Origin of the sequence: Acinetobacter sp. XS-4 (genome assembly GCF_023920705.1) — a bacterium.
Classification (GTDB): domain Bacteria; phylum Pseudomonadota; class Gammaproteobacteria; order Pseudomonadales; family Moraxellaceae; genus Acinetobacter.
Genome location: NZ_CP094657.1, coordinates 2654168 through 2672296, shown reverse-complemented (window position 1 = coordinate 2672296; position 18129 = coordinate 2654168). Strand labels below are relative to the sequence as shown.

The window sequence follows — 18129 nt, the reverse complement described above, 5'->3', positions numbered from 1 at the left end:
ATACTATTCATTATTTTTAGCTTAGTTCTAGCATTAATTAGAAACTGAACGATTGGTTTAGTTTCTAACGATTAGATGTAAAGAGGTAGTGAATTTCTCTCGTGATCTTTTTGATGAAAGGACGAATAACTGACCAGTTTGTAGAAATCCAGCAAATAAATGAACCTGCTGTCACCATTGCAGTTCCTTGCCAAAAGCTTATAGATAATTGGGTTTGCAAAACGAACATTGCCAGAAGAGATGAAATGATCGGGGTAAAGTAAGAAGCAACAACCAGCATGGTAATATTTCCATGAATAATACCAATATTCCATGCTGCGTAACCTAAACCAATAGCAACAGAAGCGACTCCTAACGTTATAAATGTCGCTAGATCGATAGAGGGTAGCGTTGCGTGACCTGTGATAAATAGCTTAATCCATAGGGTGAGTGCTACACAGATAAAGAAAATAGAAATTGGGTTTTGTCCATTGCTCATTTTCTTGGTTAATACGCAATAAAAAGCCCAAATGACAGCGCCTGCAAAGGCCAAAATGTAACTTAGAGGATTACTATGAAAATTATCAACAATACTATTTAGACTAAAATCACCATTTCCAGTTTGAATAAAAATGATGCCTGAAATTGAGATAAGTAAACCTAAAATAATAATAAAATTAAACTTTAGTTCTTTAAAAATAACGAAAGCTAAAACTGTTAAGCTCGGCCAGAGATAATTAACAATGCTCACTTCAATAGCCTGTTGAGCTGTTTTGGAATAAGCGATTGCAAATGAAAAGCAAAGTTCATACGCAATGAATAGGGCTGTACCTAAAATTAAATATTTTTTAGAAATTAACTTAAAATTTGGAACTCTAAAAATAATAAGCAATAGCACTGCACTGAAAGTATAAATCAGCGTAATACCCATATCGGGACCAATTGCGGCAGTAATATGCTTCACAAGGCCGACCATAGATGCCCACATGAGAATGGCGCTTAAACCAATCAATGTTGCTAAATTTTTTGACATAGGAAAACTGAATAACTCAAATAATTGACTGAGCCGTTAATAGGAAGTAGAAAAAAGCATGGAGCATGACAGGTTAAAAGAATTTAAGGTCAAAAAATAGGTTATATAGGACAATTTATATAAAATATCGCGTTTCAGTAGTGTGGTTAAATAGAATTATTATTTGAGTTTTTCTACTTCATGGCGGCGTTTTCTATACGTAAAAGGTGTTTCCCCATATTGTTTTTTAAACCAAAGAATAAAATGAGAGGCATCAGAAAAACCACATTCAATAGCAATGTTGGTGATATATGCATTGGTGTTGGCAAGTAGTTTTCTAGCATGTTCGAGTCTTAATTTGCGCCAATAATTTGATGGTGGTTCATTGGTACTCGATAAAAAGGCACGGTGCAGTTGTCTTGGGCTGGTTCTCGCATGTTCTGCAACTTCTTTTAATGTAACGTGCGCACTTAAATTTTCGCTCATAAAAGCTATAGCTTTAGAGACAATGTTATTTTCATAGGTAGTTGGGCTATCTAAAAGTATCTCTTCTTTTTCATCAATGATTTGTTTGTCAGCATTAATAAGCAAATATTCTAAGCTTTTTTGTGCCCGAATATCGCCACAATGACGCCGTATTAAATCCGCAGCTAAATCTATAGCAGTTCCACCGGGGCAAGTAAAAATACCTTGGTCTTCAACATAAGCTTTATCTACTACCGTGATTGCTTTAGGGAATCGTTCGGAAAACTCTTCTCTGGTCGTAAAATGAATTGCACATTTACGACCATCCATGAGTCCTGCATTTCCTAAAACAAAACAGCCTGAACAAAAGGCAATAATTGGGATTTTTGCATTGTGTATTTCATTGAGTATTTCTAATAATTTTTCTGGTGGATTACGTGTTTCTGTGAGTAAACCACCTGCAATGACAATGTAATCATAATTTTCTTTTAAAGCTTTTACATTAAGCGATGTTGTTGGGTTAACTGATAATCCACAACTTGCAGTAACAGGTTCATTATTAAAGGTCATCCAGTCCCATTTACAATAAATTTGCAAACTACGAAAAGATTTATCTGCTGCAAATCTAAGAGATTCAACAAAACCAGAAATAGGCGCTAAGGTGAATTTATTCATCAGAATAAATCCAACACGTAAATCAGGATGAACCGAGGAGAGACTTTCTTCAGAGGGAGATGCTTCATCATAAGCATGAGAAGATGAGTTCTTCATATCTTTCACCGTCAATATCCATTTAGAGCAGTGATTCTTAGAATCTGCTATGTTTATTATAGGCATGAAATGGAACAAAAGAAATTTCTTAATAAAACAACATTTTTACGAGGAAAATATGGAAGTCATTAAAACGGTTGGTGTTGTTGGAGCTGGTGTAATAGGTGCAAGTTGGGCAGCTTTATTTTTATATAAAGGATTTAAAGTTAAGGTTTACGACCCGTATCCTATAGATGAAGTGGTCTTTAAAAATAGAATATCTGCAAATTTAAATGATTTATTGGCTTTAGATCAAAACGCTGAACACACTTATTCTTTATCAGATGTGCTGCTTCATCTGGAAATTTTTAATAATTTAAAAGATGCAGTTTCAGACGTAGATTTTATTCAAGAAAATGCCCCTGAACGTCTCGATATAAAACAACAGTTATATCAAGAAATCACAGCATATTGCCCTCAACATACCATTATTGCTTCAAGTTCATCGGGCTTAAAAGTATCTGATTTTCAAAAAGAGGCGCAACATCCTGAACGTATTTTATTAGGTCATCCTTTTAATCCGCCCCATCTTTTACCTTTGGTCGAGATCGTTGGCGGTAATTTGACAGATCCCCAAATTTTAAAACAGGCTTCTGAGTTTTATAGTCAATTGGGTAAAAATCCAATCATTTTAAATAAAGAAATAAAAGGGCATGTCGCAAACCGTTTGCAGGCTGCGCTATGGCGAGAAGCTTTTTCATTGGTTGAACAAGGCGTGTGCTCTGCCGAAGATGTTGACGTCGCGATTACCAGTGGGCCGGGTTTAAGATGGGCGCTATTTGGTCCCTACATTAATATGCAGCTTGCAAACCAAAAGGGCTTTAAAGAGGCCATTCATCATTTAGGCCCTCCAATGACAGAATGGTGGAACGATATGCAACATTTCAACATTCCGACGACACAACTGAGTTGTTGGAAGCAGAAACCAATCAGCTTTTAACACAATATAAGGATATCGATTTATATCAAACCAGAGATAAAGGTCTGGTTGATATCTTAAAGCTCAGACAGAAACTCAAGTTAGATTAAGTCAAGTCTTTACGGCAACGCCAATCATTTTATTGCAAGGATGATTGGCTTTTTGCTGGGTCAAATAACAAAAAACATCCTTAGCTAGAACTAACTTAAATTCATTGATTGTTACGCAAATCTTTATAGAAGCAATTAGAGCGGTATTGATGCTTTGAAATGCACAATTTTGAGTGCAGTTTTTTATTTTTGAACTCAAATCGCACCTAAACGGCCCAAGTTTAGTATTACTTTTAACAAAAATCGTAATACTAAACTGGCATGTCCTTTGCATAGTCATAAACAATCAAAAGTGATCTAGGGTTCCGATACTTTAAGTATGTCTGGACCGAGAGTTCACGGTTCCTAGCGAACTACACGGAGGGATAAAAGCCCGGGAGGAAGTCTAAAACTATCCGATAGGAGTGGCTATGAACACTGCAAGTTATCATAACAATCAGGCGATTTGGACCGAACTTTTACCCGGCGGACATCATTGGTCGGATCGTATTCAAAAAGGAACTATTCTTAGATTTACATCGCTTGGCGCTCAGGCAAATGTTTCTTTATTTTGTGTAAATGCTGCCGATGTGCTTGAACGTTTTAACATGCCCGACAGTTTAAAAGGGCAATATACCGCTTATTTAAAAGCTTCCAATGTGCTCTATTCAGACCTTGGCCGTGTGATGGCTTCCATTGTTCATGATGACCATGGTTGGAACGATGCGCTTTGTGGCCCAAGCCGACCTGAGCAAATTGAAAAACAATTTGGAACGCGCACATTTCAAGATGCCCGCAATGATATGTACCAAAATGGCTTAGATAGTTTACTCATTGAAATGTGTAAATACGGACTTGCCAGCCAAGACCTGAGTGCCGCAGTTAACCTATTTTCTAAAGTTGTGCCAAATGAAAACGGTGCTTTGTCTTATGTCAGTTCTGATAACACCGATCACACTATTGAACTGCGCTTTGAAATGGACTGTTTGCTATTTCTATCTGCCGCGCCGCATGGTTTAGACACCAGCACAAGCTATCAACCTGCCGATATTCAACTCAGTCTATTTAAAGCCAATTCTCTAACAGACAGCGATATTTGTCGTGATGCATGTTCGCAAAATCAGCGTGCCTTCCAAAACACAGCCCGCTACTACGCGCTTAGCAATATTTAAATCAGGAGAAGCATCATGACAGTTTTACAATCATTTGAAAAAGCAGTTTTAAATGAAGTTTGTCCTGCGGGCGAAGCGTGGATGTGCGAGGTTAAAAAGGGCCAATATTTTCGAATTATTGATCTGGAGGGGAACCAAGCGGTCGATACTTTGTTTATGAGCGCCGAAAACCCAACTGAGCGTTATAGCGCAATGGATACTTTGGCCATCAACCAACATATTTATTTAGAAAAGGGCACCAAGCTCTACAGTAACTTTGGCCGTCCAATAGCCGTTATTCATGATGATAACTGCGGGCGTCATGACACTATTGGTGGCGCCTGTTCATGCGAAAGTAATACGGTTCGCTATGCACATGAAACGTACCCAATGCATAGTTGCCGTAACAACTTTATGTATGCTTTGGCAAAACACCCGATTGCAAAAAAGCATGGCTTAAATGTCCGCCACATCGGCCCAAACATTAACTTTTTTATGAATGTGCCAGTAACGCCAGACGGTCAGCTTAAATTTGATGATGGAATTTCAGGCCCCGGTAAATATGTAGAAGTTCGGGCAGAAATGGATTTGATTGTTTTAATTTCTAATTGCCCGCAGTTGAACAACCCATGTAATGCCTATAACCCAACCAAAATTCAACTGGTTGTTCGTGAAGCTGAAGGGGTGTAAGCATGTTTAAAAAAGTTCTAATTGCCAACCGTGGTGCAATTGCCTGTCGCGTAATTCGCACCCTTAAAAAACTCGGGATCGCTTCGGTTGCAGTTTACTCCGAAGCCGACCGTGATTCTTTACATGTGACTTTGGCCGATGAAGCTTTTCTGATTGGTCCTGCGCCTGCTCATCAAAGTTATTTAAATATTGAAAAAATCCTTGAAGTTGCAAAACAATCTGGTGCAGAAGCCATTCACCCCGGTTATGGTTTTTTGTCTGAAAATGCCGAGTTTTGTGATTTGTGCGAAAACCAAGGCATCGTTTTTATTGGGCCAACTTCAAGCCAAATGCTCGACTTTGGTTTAAAACATACTGCACGTGAACTCGCTATTAAAAGCAATGTGCCTTTACTTCCGGGCAGTTCACTACTTGCCGATGAAGCCGAAGCCTTGACCGAAGCTGCTCGTATTGGCTATCCAGTCATGCTAAAAAGTACCGCGGGCGGTGGTGGGATTGGCATGCGTCTGGTTTGGAACGAAACCGAATTAAAAGATGCCTACCAAACTGTGTCTTATTTAGCGCAGGTCAATTTTAAAGATGCAGGTTTGTATTTAGAAAAATTTGTACAACATGCGCGCCACATCGAAGTACAAATTTTTGGTGATGGGAAAGGGCAAGTTTTAGCCTTGGGCGAGCGTGATTGCTCAGTGCAACGCCGTAATCAGAAAGTCATTGAAGAAACACCTGCACCACACTTAAATGAACAGCAACGTGACTATCTGCAAAAAGTTGCGATTCAATTGATGCAATCGGTGAACTATCGCTCGGCAGGCACAGTTGAGTTTGTCATGGACACCGAAACCCAAAAATTTTATTTCTTAGAGGTCAACACGCGTTTGCAGGTTGAACACGGCGTGACCGAGCAAGTGTTTGGTGTCGATTTAGTCGAGTGGATGGTTACTTTGGCAAGTGACGATTGGTCCGCACCGACCAAACAGTTAGAGCCAACCGGACACTCCATTCAAGTTCGTCTTTATGCTGAAGATCCGATTAAACAGTTCCAACCAAGTGCAGGCTTACTTACTCATGTTAAATTTGACCCGCAAGCACGAGTCGAAACATGGGTTGAAACAGGGTCAACGGTGTCGTCTTTTTATGACCCAATGATTGCTAAAATCATTGTGACTGCTGCAACACGGGACCAAGCCATACAGGCAATGAGTGCTAGTCTTGCCAATACACAAGTGGCTGGTATCGAAACCAATTTGGAGTATTTGCAAAATATTATTGCTTGCGATGTGTTTGCTTTAGGTACTCAAACCACTCGTTTTTTAAATACATTTGAATGGAAAACTCAAAAAATTGAGGTGTTGCAAGCTGGTATTCAAACTGCCATTCAAGACGTAACAGGTCGGTTAGGTTATTGGGATGTTGGTGTGCCGCCATCAGGTGCAATCGATCCACTCAGTTTAACTGTGGCAAACCAGCTTTTGGCCAATGAACCAAATACCGCAGGGCTTGAATGTACCTTACAAGGGCCAACTTTAAAGTTTCACTGCGACAGCCAGATTGTTATTACTGGTGCTGATATGCCTTCAAAACTTGATGGTGAACTTGTGCCGATGTGGCAAACCATTAATGTAAAAAAAGGCCAAGTTTTAAAATGTGGGATTATCCGTTCAGGTTGCCGTAGCTATATTGGTGTTAAAGGTGGTTTCGATGTTCCTGACTATTTAGGCTCGCAAGCGACTTTTACTTTGGGGCAATTTGGTGGACACGCAGGCCGTAATTTATTAATTGGCGATATGCTGCCAATTACTGAATATTCCGCTCAATCGACCATCGCCTTAGCTCAAGCGCAAATTCCAAGCTTTACCCAAAACTGGGAAATTGCAGTCATGTATGGTCCACATGGTGCGCCAGATTTTTTCACCAAACAAGATATTGATACGTTCTTTGCCAATGAGTTTGAAATTCACTATAACTCAAGCCGTACAGGTATTCGTTTAATTGGACCAAAACCTGAGTGGGCACGTGAAGACGGCGGCGAGGCAGGCTTACATCCATCGAATATTCATGATAACGCTTATGCCATAGGGGCAATTGATTTTACGGGCGATATGCCAATTATTTTGGGTCCAGATGGTCCAAGCTTAGGCGGCTTTGTTTGCCCTGCGGTAGTGATTCATTCCGAGCTTTGGAAAATTGGGCAGCTTAAAGCAGGTGATAAAGTCAAATTTGTGCCTATGAGTTACGCGCAAGCAAAAGCACTCGATCAAAAATATCATCAAAGCTTAACCGCGACTGATACAACTCAGATCGATTTTAACCCAGCCATTCAAGCAGAACCCGACACTTTACAAGATGCTGTTTTAGCCACTTTAGAAGGTAAAACTGATTTACCAAACGTGACCTATCGACCAGCAGGAAATAGCTATTTGCTGGTGGAGTATGGTGAGTTAGTACTCGATCTAAATTTACGCTTCCGCATTCATGCGCTTATGCAATGGGTCAAAGATCAAAACATTCAAGGCATTATCGACTTAACACCGGGTATTCGTTCACTACAAATTCATTTTGATTCAATCCAGCTCGATCAACTTGAGCTTTTAGAGAAACTTCAACAAGCAGAAGCCGAGTTACCTGACATTCAAAATATGCAGGTGCCTTCACGAACTGTCTATTTACCTTTAGCTTGGGAAGATTCGCAAACTCAACTTGCCACCGAACGCTACACACAAATTGTTCGACCAGATGCGCCGTGGTGCCCAGATAACATCGAGTTTATTCGCCGTATTAATGGCTTAACCTCCAAGCAAGCGGTCAAAGATGTAGTCTATAGCGCAAACTATTTGGTGATGGGTTTAGGCGATGTGTATTTAGGAGCACCTGTTGCAACGCCACTCGACCCACGCCAACGTTTAGTCACCACAAAATATAATCCGGCACGAACTTGGACTCCTGAAAATGCCGTGGGTATTGGCGGTGCTTATATGTGTGTGTACGGCATGGAAGGGCCGGGTGGCTACCAGTTTGTTGGACGTACTACTCAAATGTGGAGTCGTTACCGTAAAAATGCCGACTTCGAAGATGGCAAACCGTGGTTATTACGCTTTTTTGACCAAGTTAAGTTTTATGAAGTGTCTGAGGCTGAACTTTTGCAAATGCGTGAAGACTTTAAGGCGGGTCGTCTACAACTTCGCATTGAAGATGGTGTACTCAACTTAAAAGAATACAACGCGTTTCTCAAAACACATCAAGATAGCATTCAAGCCTTTAAAGACACACAACAAGCCAATTTCGAGGCTGAACGTCGCCGTTGGCATGAAGCGGGCTTGCAAGAATATATTTCTGAAAGTCTAGATGCGGTTGATGAAGGTGAAACCGTAGTTATTCCTGAAGGGGGCTGTGCAGTTGAATCACACATGCCCGGGTCAATTTGGAAAATCGAATGTGCATCGGGAGATATTGTTGAAGAAGGTGCAACCCTTGCGGTGATTGAGGCAATGAAAATTGAAATTCCAATTATTGCGCCTGAACGCATGAAGGTTGAAACTATTACCATTGAAAAAGGGCAAACCGTAAAAACAGGGCAAGTGCTATTTACCTTGGCACCTGTGGCCTAAATTAAAAAGAGAGCATCGATATTGATGCTCTCTTTAAATCTTATGCTTCGGTCAAATGCTTTAATACTTTATGACCATGTTCAACTGCTTCTAATTTAATTTTTGCCTCTGGGTTACCTGATAAAGGCGAAACGTCATAAAGCAAGTAAGTGGCGCTTAACTGCATTTGTGTATATTGAATTGAATATTGAACCGCTTTTAAAAAGCTATCGATTAAGTTTTCTCGGTCGTTCACCATGTTGGCTTCTGTTTGGCCGACCGTCATACTAATAATGACTTTTTTGTCTTTTAATTTATCGCCCTGAGAGCCATAGGCAAACTGATAAGTAAAGACCTCATCAAACCATAATTTCAAAATTGCCGGCATATTAAACCAGAACATTGGATATTGCAGAATGATGGTGTCGTGGCGTAACAAGGCTTCTTGTTCAGCACTCACGTCAATTTGATAGTCCGGATAAAGTTGGAAAATATCTCGGACTTCAAGGTCCGGATCGGTTTTTACAAGTTCATTCACAATCGTTTTATTTGCAATCGATTGAGCGTAGTAGGGATGAGCTAAAATCAGTAAAGCCATGAGAGTGCCTTTAAACTATAAAAATAATAGTCACTATAATTTTTATAGTATTGGCGTACAATAACTATCAAAGTTGATAGGTAGCGTTAAAAAATGGCAAATGCTGAAAATACATGTGAAGTCACGGTAAATGGAAAAACTTATCCATGTCATATCAGTATGGCTATGGACTTGGTGGGTGGAAAATGGAAATGTGTGATTTTGTATTATTTAAAAGATAAGCCGAAACGCTTTAATGAAATCAAGCAACTCATTCCTACAATTACTGAAATGACATTAAGTCTTCAACTCAAGCAGTTAGAGCAAACCGGCTTAATCTCTAGAACGGTTTATGGTGAAAAAGCACCAATCAAAGTTGTCTATGAAATGACAGATTTTGGAAAAACGTTTAGGCCAGTTTTAGATTCTTTATATGTATGGGCTCATAGTTTGATTAGTCTATCTGAGGTTTCAGAATAAAAGTTCGATTCACAGTTATTATAATTAATATAAAAGATTGATTTTTTAATGCTCACTTCAATTAGCCCCATCCCTGTGCATGGGGCTTTTTTTTGCCCAAAAAGCATTCATAAATACCCATAAAGCCCATCAAAACGACGCTTAAAAACTGGCACATTTTCTGCATCTCTATTAGTAATACAAAAACTGAATTTGGTAATACCAAGCTAGAGGTGCGATATGAACGATGTAAAACCTGTGGTTCAACCAAAGCCAACTTTAAAAGCCTTTTTAGTTGAATTGCTCAGCGTACGTGCAGGCGTATATATCAAGCAAAACAATCAGCCGCCTAAAACAAAAGGATAAGACTGTGGCAAAACAAAAGTTGGCTCGAATCAGTATTACCGTACCTGAAACGACACTTAACGCACTCGATCAAAAAATTGTCGACCAGAACTATGAAAGTCGCTCGCAAGCCATTGTCGACATGATTAATAAACACTTAATTGCAGAGCAGGCGCAGGCTAATGAAGTCATGGTGGGCACCTTGACGCTGCTTTATGACGCTAGCCAAATGACCTTGCGTAATCAATTGGTCGATTTACAACAACAGTTTTTAGCGCAGGTGATTAGTTCACTTCATATTCAACTCGACCAACAAAAGATATTGCAAGTCATGTTAATGCAGGGCGCAAGTTCTGAACTCAGACAAATTAGCCAGCAATTTATTGTGCTGAAAGGGGTGATTAAAGGGCATTTAGAACTAATGGATGCCGTTATGCCGCCTATACAGCAAAATGACTAAATGAGGAGTAGCGTATTGAAAAATTTATGGACCATCCAAGGCTGGAAAACAGCATATCAAAACGGGCAAATCCATCTTGAAGATCTGATCAGCTATGTTACAGAAATTAAAAATGATGACCATGCATGGATTGAAATTGCATCGAAGGAGCAGATTCAGTCGCAAATTGATGTTTTAAACGACCAGAATATTGCTGACTTACCTCTATACGGTGTGCCATTTGCAGTCAAAGACAATATTGATGTCGCTGGCTTTAACACTACTGCTGCCTGTAAAGAAGTTGAATATTTAGCGACCCAAGATGCTGCCGTAATTGCCAAGTTGAAAAAAGCAGGGGCGATTGTGATAGGTAAAACCAATCTTGATCAGTTTGCAACAGGACTGGTTGGCGTTCGCTCTCCCTATGGTGCAGTAAAAAATAGTTTTAACCCTGAATATATTAGCGGTGGTTCAAGCTCAGGTTCTTCGGTGGTAGTTGCCAACGGTATTGTGCCTTTTAGTCTGGGTACAGACACGGCGGGGTCAGGGCGTGTTCCTGCGGGCCATAACAATATTGTGGGTCTTAAACCGACAAAGGGCTGGTTTTCTACTACAGGTTTAATTCCTGCATGTCGGACTATTGATGTCATTTCTATTTTTGCGCTGCATATTGATGATGCGTGGACCGTTGCCAATTTAATGCAGGGCTATGATGAAACAGATGAATATTCACGAGCACATCCAGCCAATGTACCAACTCAATTTTCTAAACAAAAAATTGCTATTCCAGCTCAGCTTGAGTTCTATGGAGATATTGAATCTGAAAAAGCTTTTTTAGTTGCAATTGAGCGCGTTAAAAAACTGGGCTATGAAGTTGAGAGTATTGATTTCAGCACGTTTAATGAGCTTGCAGCTGCACTGTATAACGATGCTTGGGTGGCTGAAAGAACAGTCGCCGTTGAACGTATGACAACACGTGAAAACGCTCATCCAGTCATTGCTCAAATTATTGCGCAGGCAGATAAATTCACGGCAACAGATGCACTTCAAGCTGAATATAACCGTGCCGTTTTGGCTCGAAAAATTAATTTGGCATTACAACCTTTTGATGCATTGATGGTTCCGACAGCGCCAACCATTTACACCATTGCAGAAGTTGAAGCCGATCCTTTAACTAAAAATGCGCACATGGGAGCCTATACCAACTTTGTTAATTTTGCAGATCTTTCTGCTTTAGCATTACCAAATGTACTTCGTGAGGATGGCTTACCAAGCGGGGTAACCTTTATTGCACCTGCGTGGCACGATCAGGCGCTCGCTAATTTTGCGCAGCTTTGGCAAGCCGAAACATCGCTGAGTTTGGCTAAATCAACTCAACATTATCAAAAAAGTATAAACATCCAGTCGAATCATTCAGTACAACTTGCTGTAGTGGGAGCGCACTTAACAGGCATGCCGCTTAATTTTCAGCTCACTAGTCGCAATGCCACTTTGCTTAAGAAAACTCAGACTGCAGAAACTTATAAACTCTTTGCCTTAAAAAATACCACACCACCAAAACCTGGCCTGCAATGTGATGCAGAAGGGACATCAATTGAAGTTGAAGTTTGGGATGTTCCATTAGCAAATTTTGGGGCCATTGTGGCTGAAGTGCCTGCACCGCTTGGTATTGGCAACCTCAAATTAAAAGATGGCACATGGGTCAAAGGCTTTATTTGTGAAGCGTATGCCATTCAAGATGCAACTGATATTAGCCATTTTGGAGGCTGGCGAGCCTATATACAGTCACTCAATCAAACCGCTCAAAGTGTTGTTAGCAAAAATGTTGGGGAAGTTTCTATATGATTAAAAAAGCGTTTTTATCCGTATCTATTTTATCGGCAGTTGTATTGGGTGGGTGTGACAATACGGCTAAAGTGCCCGAGGCTAAACAAGATGCTCAGGCAGCCGCAAATACAAAACCAATTACCATCGGATATAGTGATTGGCCGGGCTGGGTGGCTTGGCAAGTGGCTATTGAAAAAGGCTGGTTAAAAGAAGCAGGGCTAAATGTAGAGTTTAAATGGTTTGATTATTCGGCTTCTCTTTCGGCCTTTTCGGCAAATCAGCTCGATGCTGTGTTGGTCACCAATGGCGATAACTTGGTAACAGCTTCGGGTGGCACGCAAGGCATGATGATCATGGCAACAGATTATTCTGCGGGTAATGATGTCATCATTGCAAAAGAGGGTATTAATACCATTCAAGACCTAAAAGGAAAATCAATCGGTGTCGAAAAAGGCTTGGTTGATCATCTTTTACTAGCAACGGCTTTAACTGACCATAACATTAAAGCGAATGAGGTGAAGCTGGTAAATTCAGCGACAAACCAATTACCTCAAGTATTTAATAGCCCCGATATCTCAGCTATTGCTGTTTGGCAACCTGTTGCAGGTCAGGCATTAAAAGCAGTGGCAGGCTCTAAAATTATCTATACCTCTAAAGACAAGCCGGGTTTAATTTATGACACCTTGACCGTCAATATGAGCCATTTAACGGCTCATCAAGAAGAATGGAAAAAAATCATTCAAGTGTGGGACAAAACAGTTAAATATATTAATGATCCTGCAACCCATGCAGATGCAGTTAAAATCATGGCAAACCGTTCAGGCGTCGACCCAAAACAATATGAGTTGATGGTTAGCGGTACGCATTTATTAGATATCAATGCCAATAAAAAAGTATTTACTAAATCTCAAGGTTTTGACTCAATTTATGGTTCGACCTATCACGTCAATAAATTTAACGTCGAAAATGGTATTTATAAAACCGAACAAAATGTAGATGGGCTAATTTATCCAACACTCATAGAACAACTTAAATAAGCCAAATAAATAAAAGCCCAAGTTGAACTTGGGCTTTTTAATGTGTTTCTTATTTTTCTGTACTGACCTGAGTCATACGTGGAATTTTGGGTAAGTCTTGTAAAGCTGGGTCAAGCTCGTCTTCTTCAGCGTGTACCAGATAATCTACCCGTGAACGGAGTTGTTTAAACTCAGGTGTGCTCATCAAATCGAGTGAGCGTGGGCGTGGCAAATTAACTTCAATAATTTCCTTAATTTCACCTGGATTGGCTTTGAGTGCCACAATTCGGTCTGCCAGTAAAATGGCTTCATCCATGTCATGGGTCACAAAAATAATGGTGATATCAATGTTGTGCCATAAATCCATTAAATGCTTTTGCATTTTTTGACGGGTGTGTGGGTCGAGTGCACCAAAAGGTTCATCCATGAGTAAAATTTTAGGTTGATTAACCAAAGCTCTAGCAATCGCAACGCGCTGTTTCATTCCTCCAGAAAGTTGGTGTGGATACTGATTTTCATATTTTTCCAAACCAATAATATTAATCCATTCGCGTGCTTGAGCTTCGGCTGTCATTTGACTCGCGCCACGCATTTGCGGACCAAACATCACGTTTTCTTTTACGGTTTTCCATGGAAAAAGGGTATAGCCCTGAAACACCATGCCGCGTTCAGGGCATGGGCCCGTAATGCATTCGCCGTCTACCAAAACTTCTCCACTATGGTATGGGTCTAAACCTGCGATAACACGGCTCAGTGTTGATTTACCGCAACCAGAAGGGCCAATCACACAAATAAATTCTCTTTTATGAATTTTTAAATCCAGCTTATTTAAAACAGTACGTTCGGTTTGACCATGCTTAAACACTTGGCTCAGTTGTTTAGCTTCTAAAATAACAGGACGTTCATAAATCTTTTGAAAGTATTCATGCGCTTTAAATGTTGAATCGTTCATTATTTTGCTCCTACTTTCCAAGTGAACATCCGCTCACCTAACTTCATTAATAGCCAGTCACAGACAAGACCAATCACACCAATAATCAAAATAGCCGCATAAACATTGTCAAAGTTTTGATAGCGTGCCTGTTGGGTAATAAACCATGTAATACCCGAGGTCGTACCAATCAACTCTGAAACAATTAAGTAGGTCCAAGCCCAGCCCAATAGAACACGTAAGTCACGGTAAATATCAGGTAAGGCAGCAGGGATCACCACATGAAATAAACTTTTGAGCTTATTGGTGCCAAGCGTATAACCGGCTTCAATTAAGCTTCGATCTACCATTCGGGTGGTATTGGCAATAATTAGAATTTGTTGAAATAGCGTACCAATCACAATAATCGCAATTTTAGGCGCGTCATTAATCCCCAAAATTGCTACTGCAAGTGCACCAAAGGCGGGAGCGGGTAAGTAACGGAAAAACTCGACAAAAGGTTCTGTTAACAGGGATATACGCTTAGAAAAACCACACAAAATACCCAGTGGAATTCCAATCAAGGAAGAAATAAAAAAGGCTGAAAATACCAGTTTGATACTGTGCCATAAACTTTGGTGAAACCATGGTGAATCAGGTTGTTCTGGTGGTGTGGTAAAGGCGGTGACCAAAGCCTTAGCGACTTCATGTGGAGCGGGTAAATAAATCGGATTGACCAAAATACCTTGTGGTGGTGCAGAATTTCGATTGACTGCATTTTGTGCTTCGAGATAGAACACATTTTTATCAATGCGATTTCCTACTTGTAAGTAAGAAACACTTCCCGAATTCGTGATTTGTACTTGAGGATGCCAAACAAAAGGTAAGTAACTGATTGCGCACCAAAGACATATTGGAATAACGAAAGAACAAATACTGAGAATCAGCTTGTTCTTTCGCGTAAATTCCTTTGCAACATAACCCATATCGAGAGCTCCCCATTTTGATCAGTATTACGATTTTCATAAAACGTAATATTGTTAAGCAAAATAGGTGCCATCTTTAAGGTGCTCTAGATGAGTTAAGAAGATGAGGGAACTAAAGTTTCATGTAAGTAAACCCAATAACATTTTTCACCTTCTACTTTAATGCAGGCTGTAGAGGTACGTACTGTCTCAATCTCACTCGTTTGCTGATGTTCTTGATATTGCACCCAACAATAATTTTCAAATTCGTATAAAACTGTACTTTTAATAATATCGATTTTTAAAGAAGATTTTTTTCCAATATTTTGGCTAAATAAACTATGCACTTCGGCAAAACCAATGCTGTGACCTTGAACCGTTACCATCTTAAAATTTTGATCAAAGCTATCTAAAAGCGGGCTCAGACTTTGCTCTGCATTTTGGCCTGTAAATACATTTTCTATTAAAACATGTAGGTCAATGACACTTTGAATGGCCTGATCCATTTGTTTAGACATGGGTTTTCTCCTTTAAAACGGGAATGAGTGAAAGTAAGCAGAGTAAAGCTGCAATTAAAAAAGTATGTTGATAGCGAAGTAGATCGCTTGAGCCAGACATCAAGTTATAAATCGAAATGAGAACAACAGTACCGACACTAAATGAAACTTGTCGATTAATATTCCAGAGCACACTCCCTTGTAATAAATCTTGGCCTGAAAAATCAATCAGTGAGCTAATTTGGGCAATATTGGCACTCAGACCGCCACCCATACCCATTAATAAATAAGCAATCACTAAAAAGCTGATTGGGCTTGTGTTTGAAATACAAAATAAAAGAAATATGCCAAGGCTATGTAGGGTTATTCCAATAATAAGAAGATACTTTTTTCCTAACCGTTGATAGAGCAGGCCACCACTAATCATGGCTGCGAGTGCCCCAGTTGCATAGAGCAACATGAATAAACCAGTTTGTTTTGCATTAAAGCCAAAGTTAAGCTGTAAATTAAAAATATTGAGTAAATTAATGCCTGTAAAAATACCCGGAACGGCGTAATAGACAATAAATGCATTGCATAAATTTTTATTTTTTAATAACTGAAGATTAAGAACAGGATGGGAAATTTGTTTCGCATGTCGAATGTAAAAAATAAGCATTCCCACCGAAGTTAGAAAACTCATTATAGCGAATGAGGCGTTGTGGTAATCGTTATAGAATGAAAAGGAGAGTAATAAAGATAACAGGCTTATATTAAAAATAACCAAGCCTTTTATGTCTGGTTTTTCACTCGATACATTCTTTGTTTTTTTAACCCATAACCACGCCAGAGCTGCTGCCAGTAAAGAAAAAGGAAGGTTAGATAAGAATACCCATCGCCAATTCAATGAATCAATAATCACACCGCCAATGGCTGGTGAAAAAGCTGGTGCAATCAATGCAATTGCCATAATTAATGTAGAAATGCGTTGGCGTTCTTGGTTGGGGAATAATGCATATACGAAAGCTTGCCCGACTGGAATTAATAAACCTCCAGCTACGCCTTGAATAAATCGCCAAAAAATTAAGCTATAAATCGATTCACTAAAGCCAATAAAGCAGATGCTTATCGAAAATAACAGCATTGAATAACACAATAATTTTTGGTTCCCAAGTTTGGTGGCTAACCATAAACTCATGGGCATAATTAAAATGAGGCCGAGAATATAAGCATTTGTTACCCAAGCGACCATGGATTGGCTAACTGAAAATGACGATGCAATATTAGGCAATGCAATTGCAGACATAAAAATGTTGATGCAATCAATAAAGAACCCAAGTAAAAACACTGTCGCTATTTTATATCGATAAGACATACCTACCTCCGTGCAGGCAGGGTAAGATCCAGCTCTTTTATTGTCGATGCAAGCGAAGTAAAATCATTGTTTGATAATTTTAAACAATTGGCTTAATTGTGCAAAAAAACCTCAAGCAAATTACCAGTTTTTTACAAGTCGTTGATTCCGGCTCTTTTACCAAGGCTGCTGAAATTTTAGGCTTAAGCCGATCAATGGTGAGTATTGATATAAAACAATTAGAAAAGCAGCTCAATACAAGCCTGTTAATTCGCAACACCCGTAATATTGCATTAACTGAAATCGGTCAGCATTTTTATGAGGATTTTAAGCAAATCCAACTTCAGATTGATGAGGCATTTGAACGAAGCCAACACTTAGGTACAAGCATTACAGGCACTTTACGGTTTTCATCTACCAATGAGTTTGGCCAACGCTTCATTCTGCCTTTACTTCCTGAATTTTGTCAGCTTTACCCACATTTACGTTTACAGTATTCGTTTAATTCATCTCTCGATGATTTAGTGACTGAAAAATTAGATCTGGTTATTCGATTAGGGAATTTAAAAAATTCATCCCTAAAAACTCGAAAAATCGGAGAATATCCAATTTATCTTGTGGCTACTCCGCAGTTTATAAAAGATCATGCTATAGAAAATATATCTGATTTAGCGGATGTTCCTTGGATTGGTCACACTTTATTAAATTGGCAAGATTCACAATATATTTTGCAAAACAGTTTAGGGGAGCAATATTCATTACCTTTTATTCGAAGTCAGTATGAATCAAATTCGGTCACTGCAATTCATCAAATGGCTCTTTCATCTTTAGGTGTGGCGATTTGTCCTGCATGGTTAGTTGATGAAGATATTCTACAAAAACGCTTAATTCGGTTATTTCCTGATTTTTCGTTACCGCTACAAAGTATTCAACTACTTTATCCTCATACCTCTAATTTACCGGCCAAAACGAGAGCATTTATAGACTATTTAATAGCCCGTCTTTCTTTTAGATAAACTGAAAAGTATGTAAGTTGTGGAAGATAAGCAATTTTATATA

At 39.4% G+C, this 18129-nt stretch carries 16 protein-coding genes, 1 pseudogene and 1 riboswitch; of the genes and pseudogenes, 10 read left to right on the top strand and 7 right to left on the bottom strand.

The window, feature by feature from the left end:
* Positions 1-64: 64 nt before the first annotated feature.
* Both yddG and MMY79_RS12445 read right to left on the bottom strand, forming a co-directional pair.
* A complete protein-coding gene (gene yddG / locus MMY79_RS12450; protein WP_252608970.1) occupies positions 65-1012 on the bottom strand; it encodes an aromatic amino acid DMT transporter YddG in 948 nt (315 codons plus the stop codon).
* Positions 1013-1171: 159 nt separating this feature from the next.
* A complete protein-coding gene (locus MMY79_RS12445) occupies positions 1172-2227 on the bottom strand; it encodes a GlxA family transcriptional regulator (protein WP_252613520.1) in 1056 nt (351 codons plus the stop codon).
* 118 nt (positions 2228-2345) lie between these two features.
* Here MMY79_RS12445 and MMY79_RS12440 point away from each other — a divergent pair.
* The 4 genes and pseudogenes from MMY79_RS12440 (at position 2346) to uca (ending at position 8723) form a co-directional block, all read left to right on the top strand.
* A pseudogene (locus tag MMY79_RS12440) lies at positions 2346-3295 on the top strand (3-hydroxyacyl-CoA dehydrogenase NAD-binding domain-containing protein).
* 286 nt (positions 3296-3581) lie between these two features.
* Positions 3582-3677, top strand: a riboswitch (guanidine-I (ykkC/yxkD leader).
* Positions 3678-3705: 28 nt separating this feature from the next.
* Positions 3706-4446 carry an urea amidolyase associated protein UAAP1 gene (locus MMY79_RS12435; protein ID WP_252608968.1) on the top strand — a complete coding sequence of 247 codons (741 nt, stop codon included), beginning with the start codon at positions 3706-3708 and terminating at the stop codon, positions 4444-4446.
* Between the two features lie 15 nt (positions 4447-4461).
* Positions 4462-5115, top strand: coding sequence for an urea amidolyase associated protein UAAP2 (locus tag MMY79_RS12430; protein ID WP_003651023.1), 654 nt, complete (start codon positions 4462-4464; stop codon positions 5113-5115).
* A gap of 2 nt (positions 5116-5117) precedes the next feature.
* On the top strand, positions 5118-8723 hold the full coding sequence (gene uca / locus MMY79_RS12425; RefSeq protein WP_252608966.1) for an urea carboxylase: 3606 nt from the start codon (positions 5118-5120) through the stop codon (positions 8721-8723).
* Between the two features lie 40 nt (positions 8724-8763).
* On the opposite strand, the gene MMY79_RS12420 is transcribed toward uca, so the two are convergent.
* Positions 8764-9300, bottom strand: coding sequence for an NAD(P)H-dependent oxidoreductase (locus MMY79_RS12420; RefSeq protein ID WP_252608965.1), 537 nt, complete (start codon positions 9298-9300; stop codon positions 8764-8766).
* A gap of 93 nt (positions 9301-9393) precedes the next feature.
* On the opposite strand from MMY79_RS12420, the gene MMY79_RS12415 reads away from it, so the two are divergent.
* The 5 genes from MMY79_RS12415 to MMY79_RS12395 all read left to right on the top strand — a co-directional run bounded on the left by MMY79_RS12415 (position 9394) and on the right by MMY79_RS12395 (position 13386).
* The gene (locus MMY79_RS12415) at positions 9394-9759 is read left to right on the top strand and encodes a helix-turn-helix domain-containing protein (RefSeq protein ID WP_252608964.1); all 366 of its coding nucleotides are present in this window, start codon (positions 9394-9396) and stop codon (positions 9757-9759) included.
* 219 nt (positions 9760-9978) lie between these two features.
* Complete coding sequence (locus tag MMY79_RS12410) at positions 9979-10104, top strand: hypothetical protein (protein WP_001000625.1); 126 nt, start codon at positions 9979-9981, stop codon at positions 10102-10104.
* Positions 10105-10108: 4 nt separating this feature from the next.
* The gene (locus MMY79_RS12405; RefSeq protein WP_252608963.1) at positions 10109-10543 is read left to right on the top strand and encodes a transcriptional regulator; all 435 of its coding nucleotides are present in this window, start codon (positions 10109-10111) and stop codon (positions 10541-10543) included.
* Entirely contained in the window at positions 10544-12367 is a 1824-nt protein-coding gene (gene atzF / locus MMY79_RS12400) for an allophanate hydrolase (RefSeq protein WP_252608962.1), read from the top strand.
* Entirely contained in the window at positions 12364-13386 is a 1023-nt protein-coding gene (locus tag MMY79_RS12395; protein WP_252608961.1) for an ABC transporter substrate-binding protein, read from the top strand. The genes atzF and MMY79_RS12395 overlap by 4 nt, the downstream gene beginning before the upstream one ends.
* A 49-nt stretch (positions 13387-13435) precedes the next feature.
* On the opposite strand, the gene MMY79_RS12390 is transcribed toward MMY79_RS12395, so the two are convergent.
* The 4 genes from MMY79_RS12390 to MMY79_RS12375 all read right to left on the bottom strand — a co-directional run bounded on the left by MMY79_RS12390 (position 13436) and on the right by MMY79_RS12375 (position 17091).
* Entirely contained in the window at positions 13436-14317 is an 882-nt protein-coding gene (locus tag MMY79_RS12390) for an ABC transporter ATP-binding protein (protein WP_252608960.1), read from the bottom strand.
* Positions 14317-15261 carry an ABC transporter permease gene (locus tag MMY79_RS12385; RefSeq protein ID WP_252608959.1) on the bottom strand — a complete coding sequence of 315 codons (945 nt, stop codon included), beginning with the start codon at positions 15259-15261 and terminating at the stop codon, positions 14317-14319. Before MMY79_RS12385 ends, MMY79_RS12390 begins: the two co-directional genes overlap by 1 nt.
* A gap of 95 nt (positions 15262-15356) precedes the next feature.
* Positions 15357-15758, bottom strand: coding sequence for a hypothetical protein (locus tag MMY79_RS12380; RefSeq protein WP_252608957.1), 402 nt, complete (start codon positions 15756-15758; stop codon positions 15357-15359).
* Positions 15751-17091: an MFS transporter gene (locus tag MMY79_RS12375; RefSeq protein WP_252608955.1), complete on the bottom strand. Its 1341-nt coding sequence runs from the start codon at positions 17089-17091 to the stop codon at positions 15751-15753. The genes MMY79_RS12380 and MMY79_RS12375 overlap by 8 nt, the downstream gene beginning before the upstream one ends.
* Positions 17092-17189: 98 nt before the next feature.
* On the opposite strand from MMY79_RS12375, the gene MMY79_RS12370 reads away from it, so the two are divergent.
* Positions 17190-18086, top strand: a complete 897-nt coding sequence (locus MMY79_RS12370) for a LysR family transcriptional regulator (protein ID WP_252608953.1) — start codon at positions 17190-17192, stop codon at positions 18084-18086.
* Positions 18087-18129: the final 43 nt, after the last annotated feature.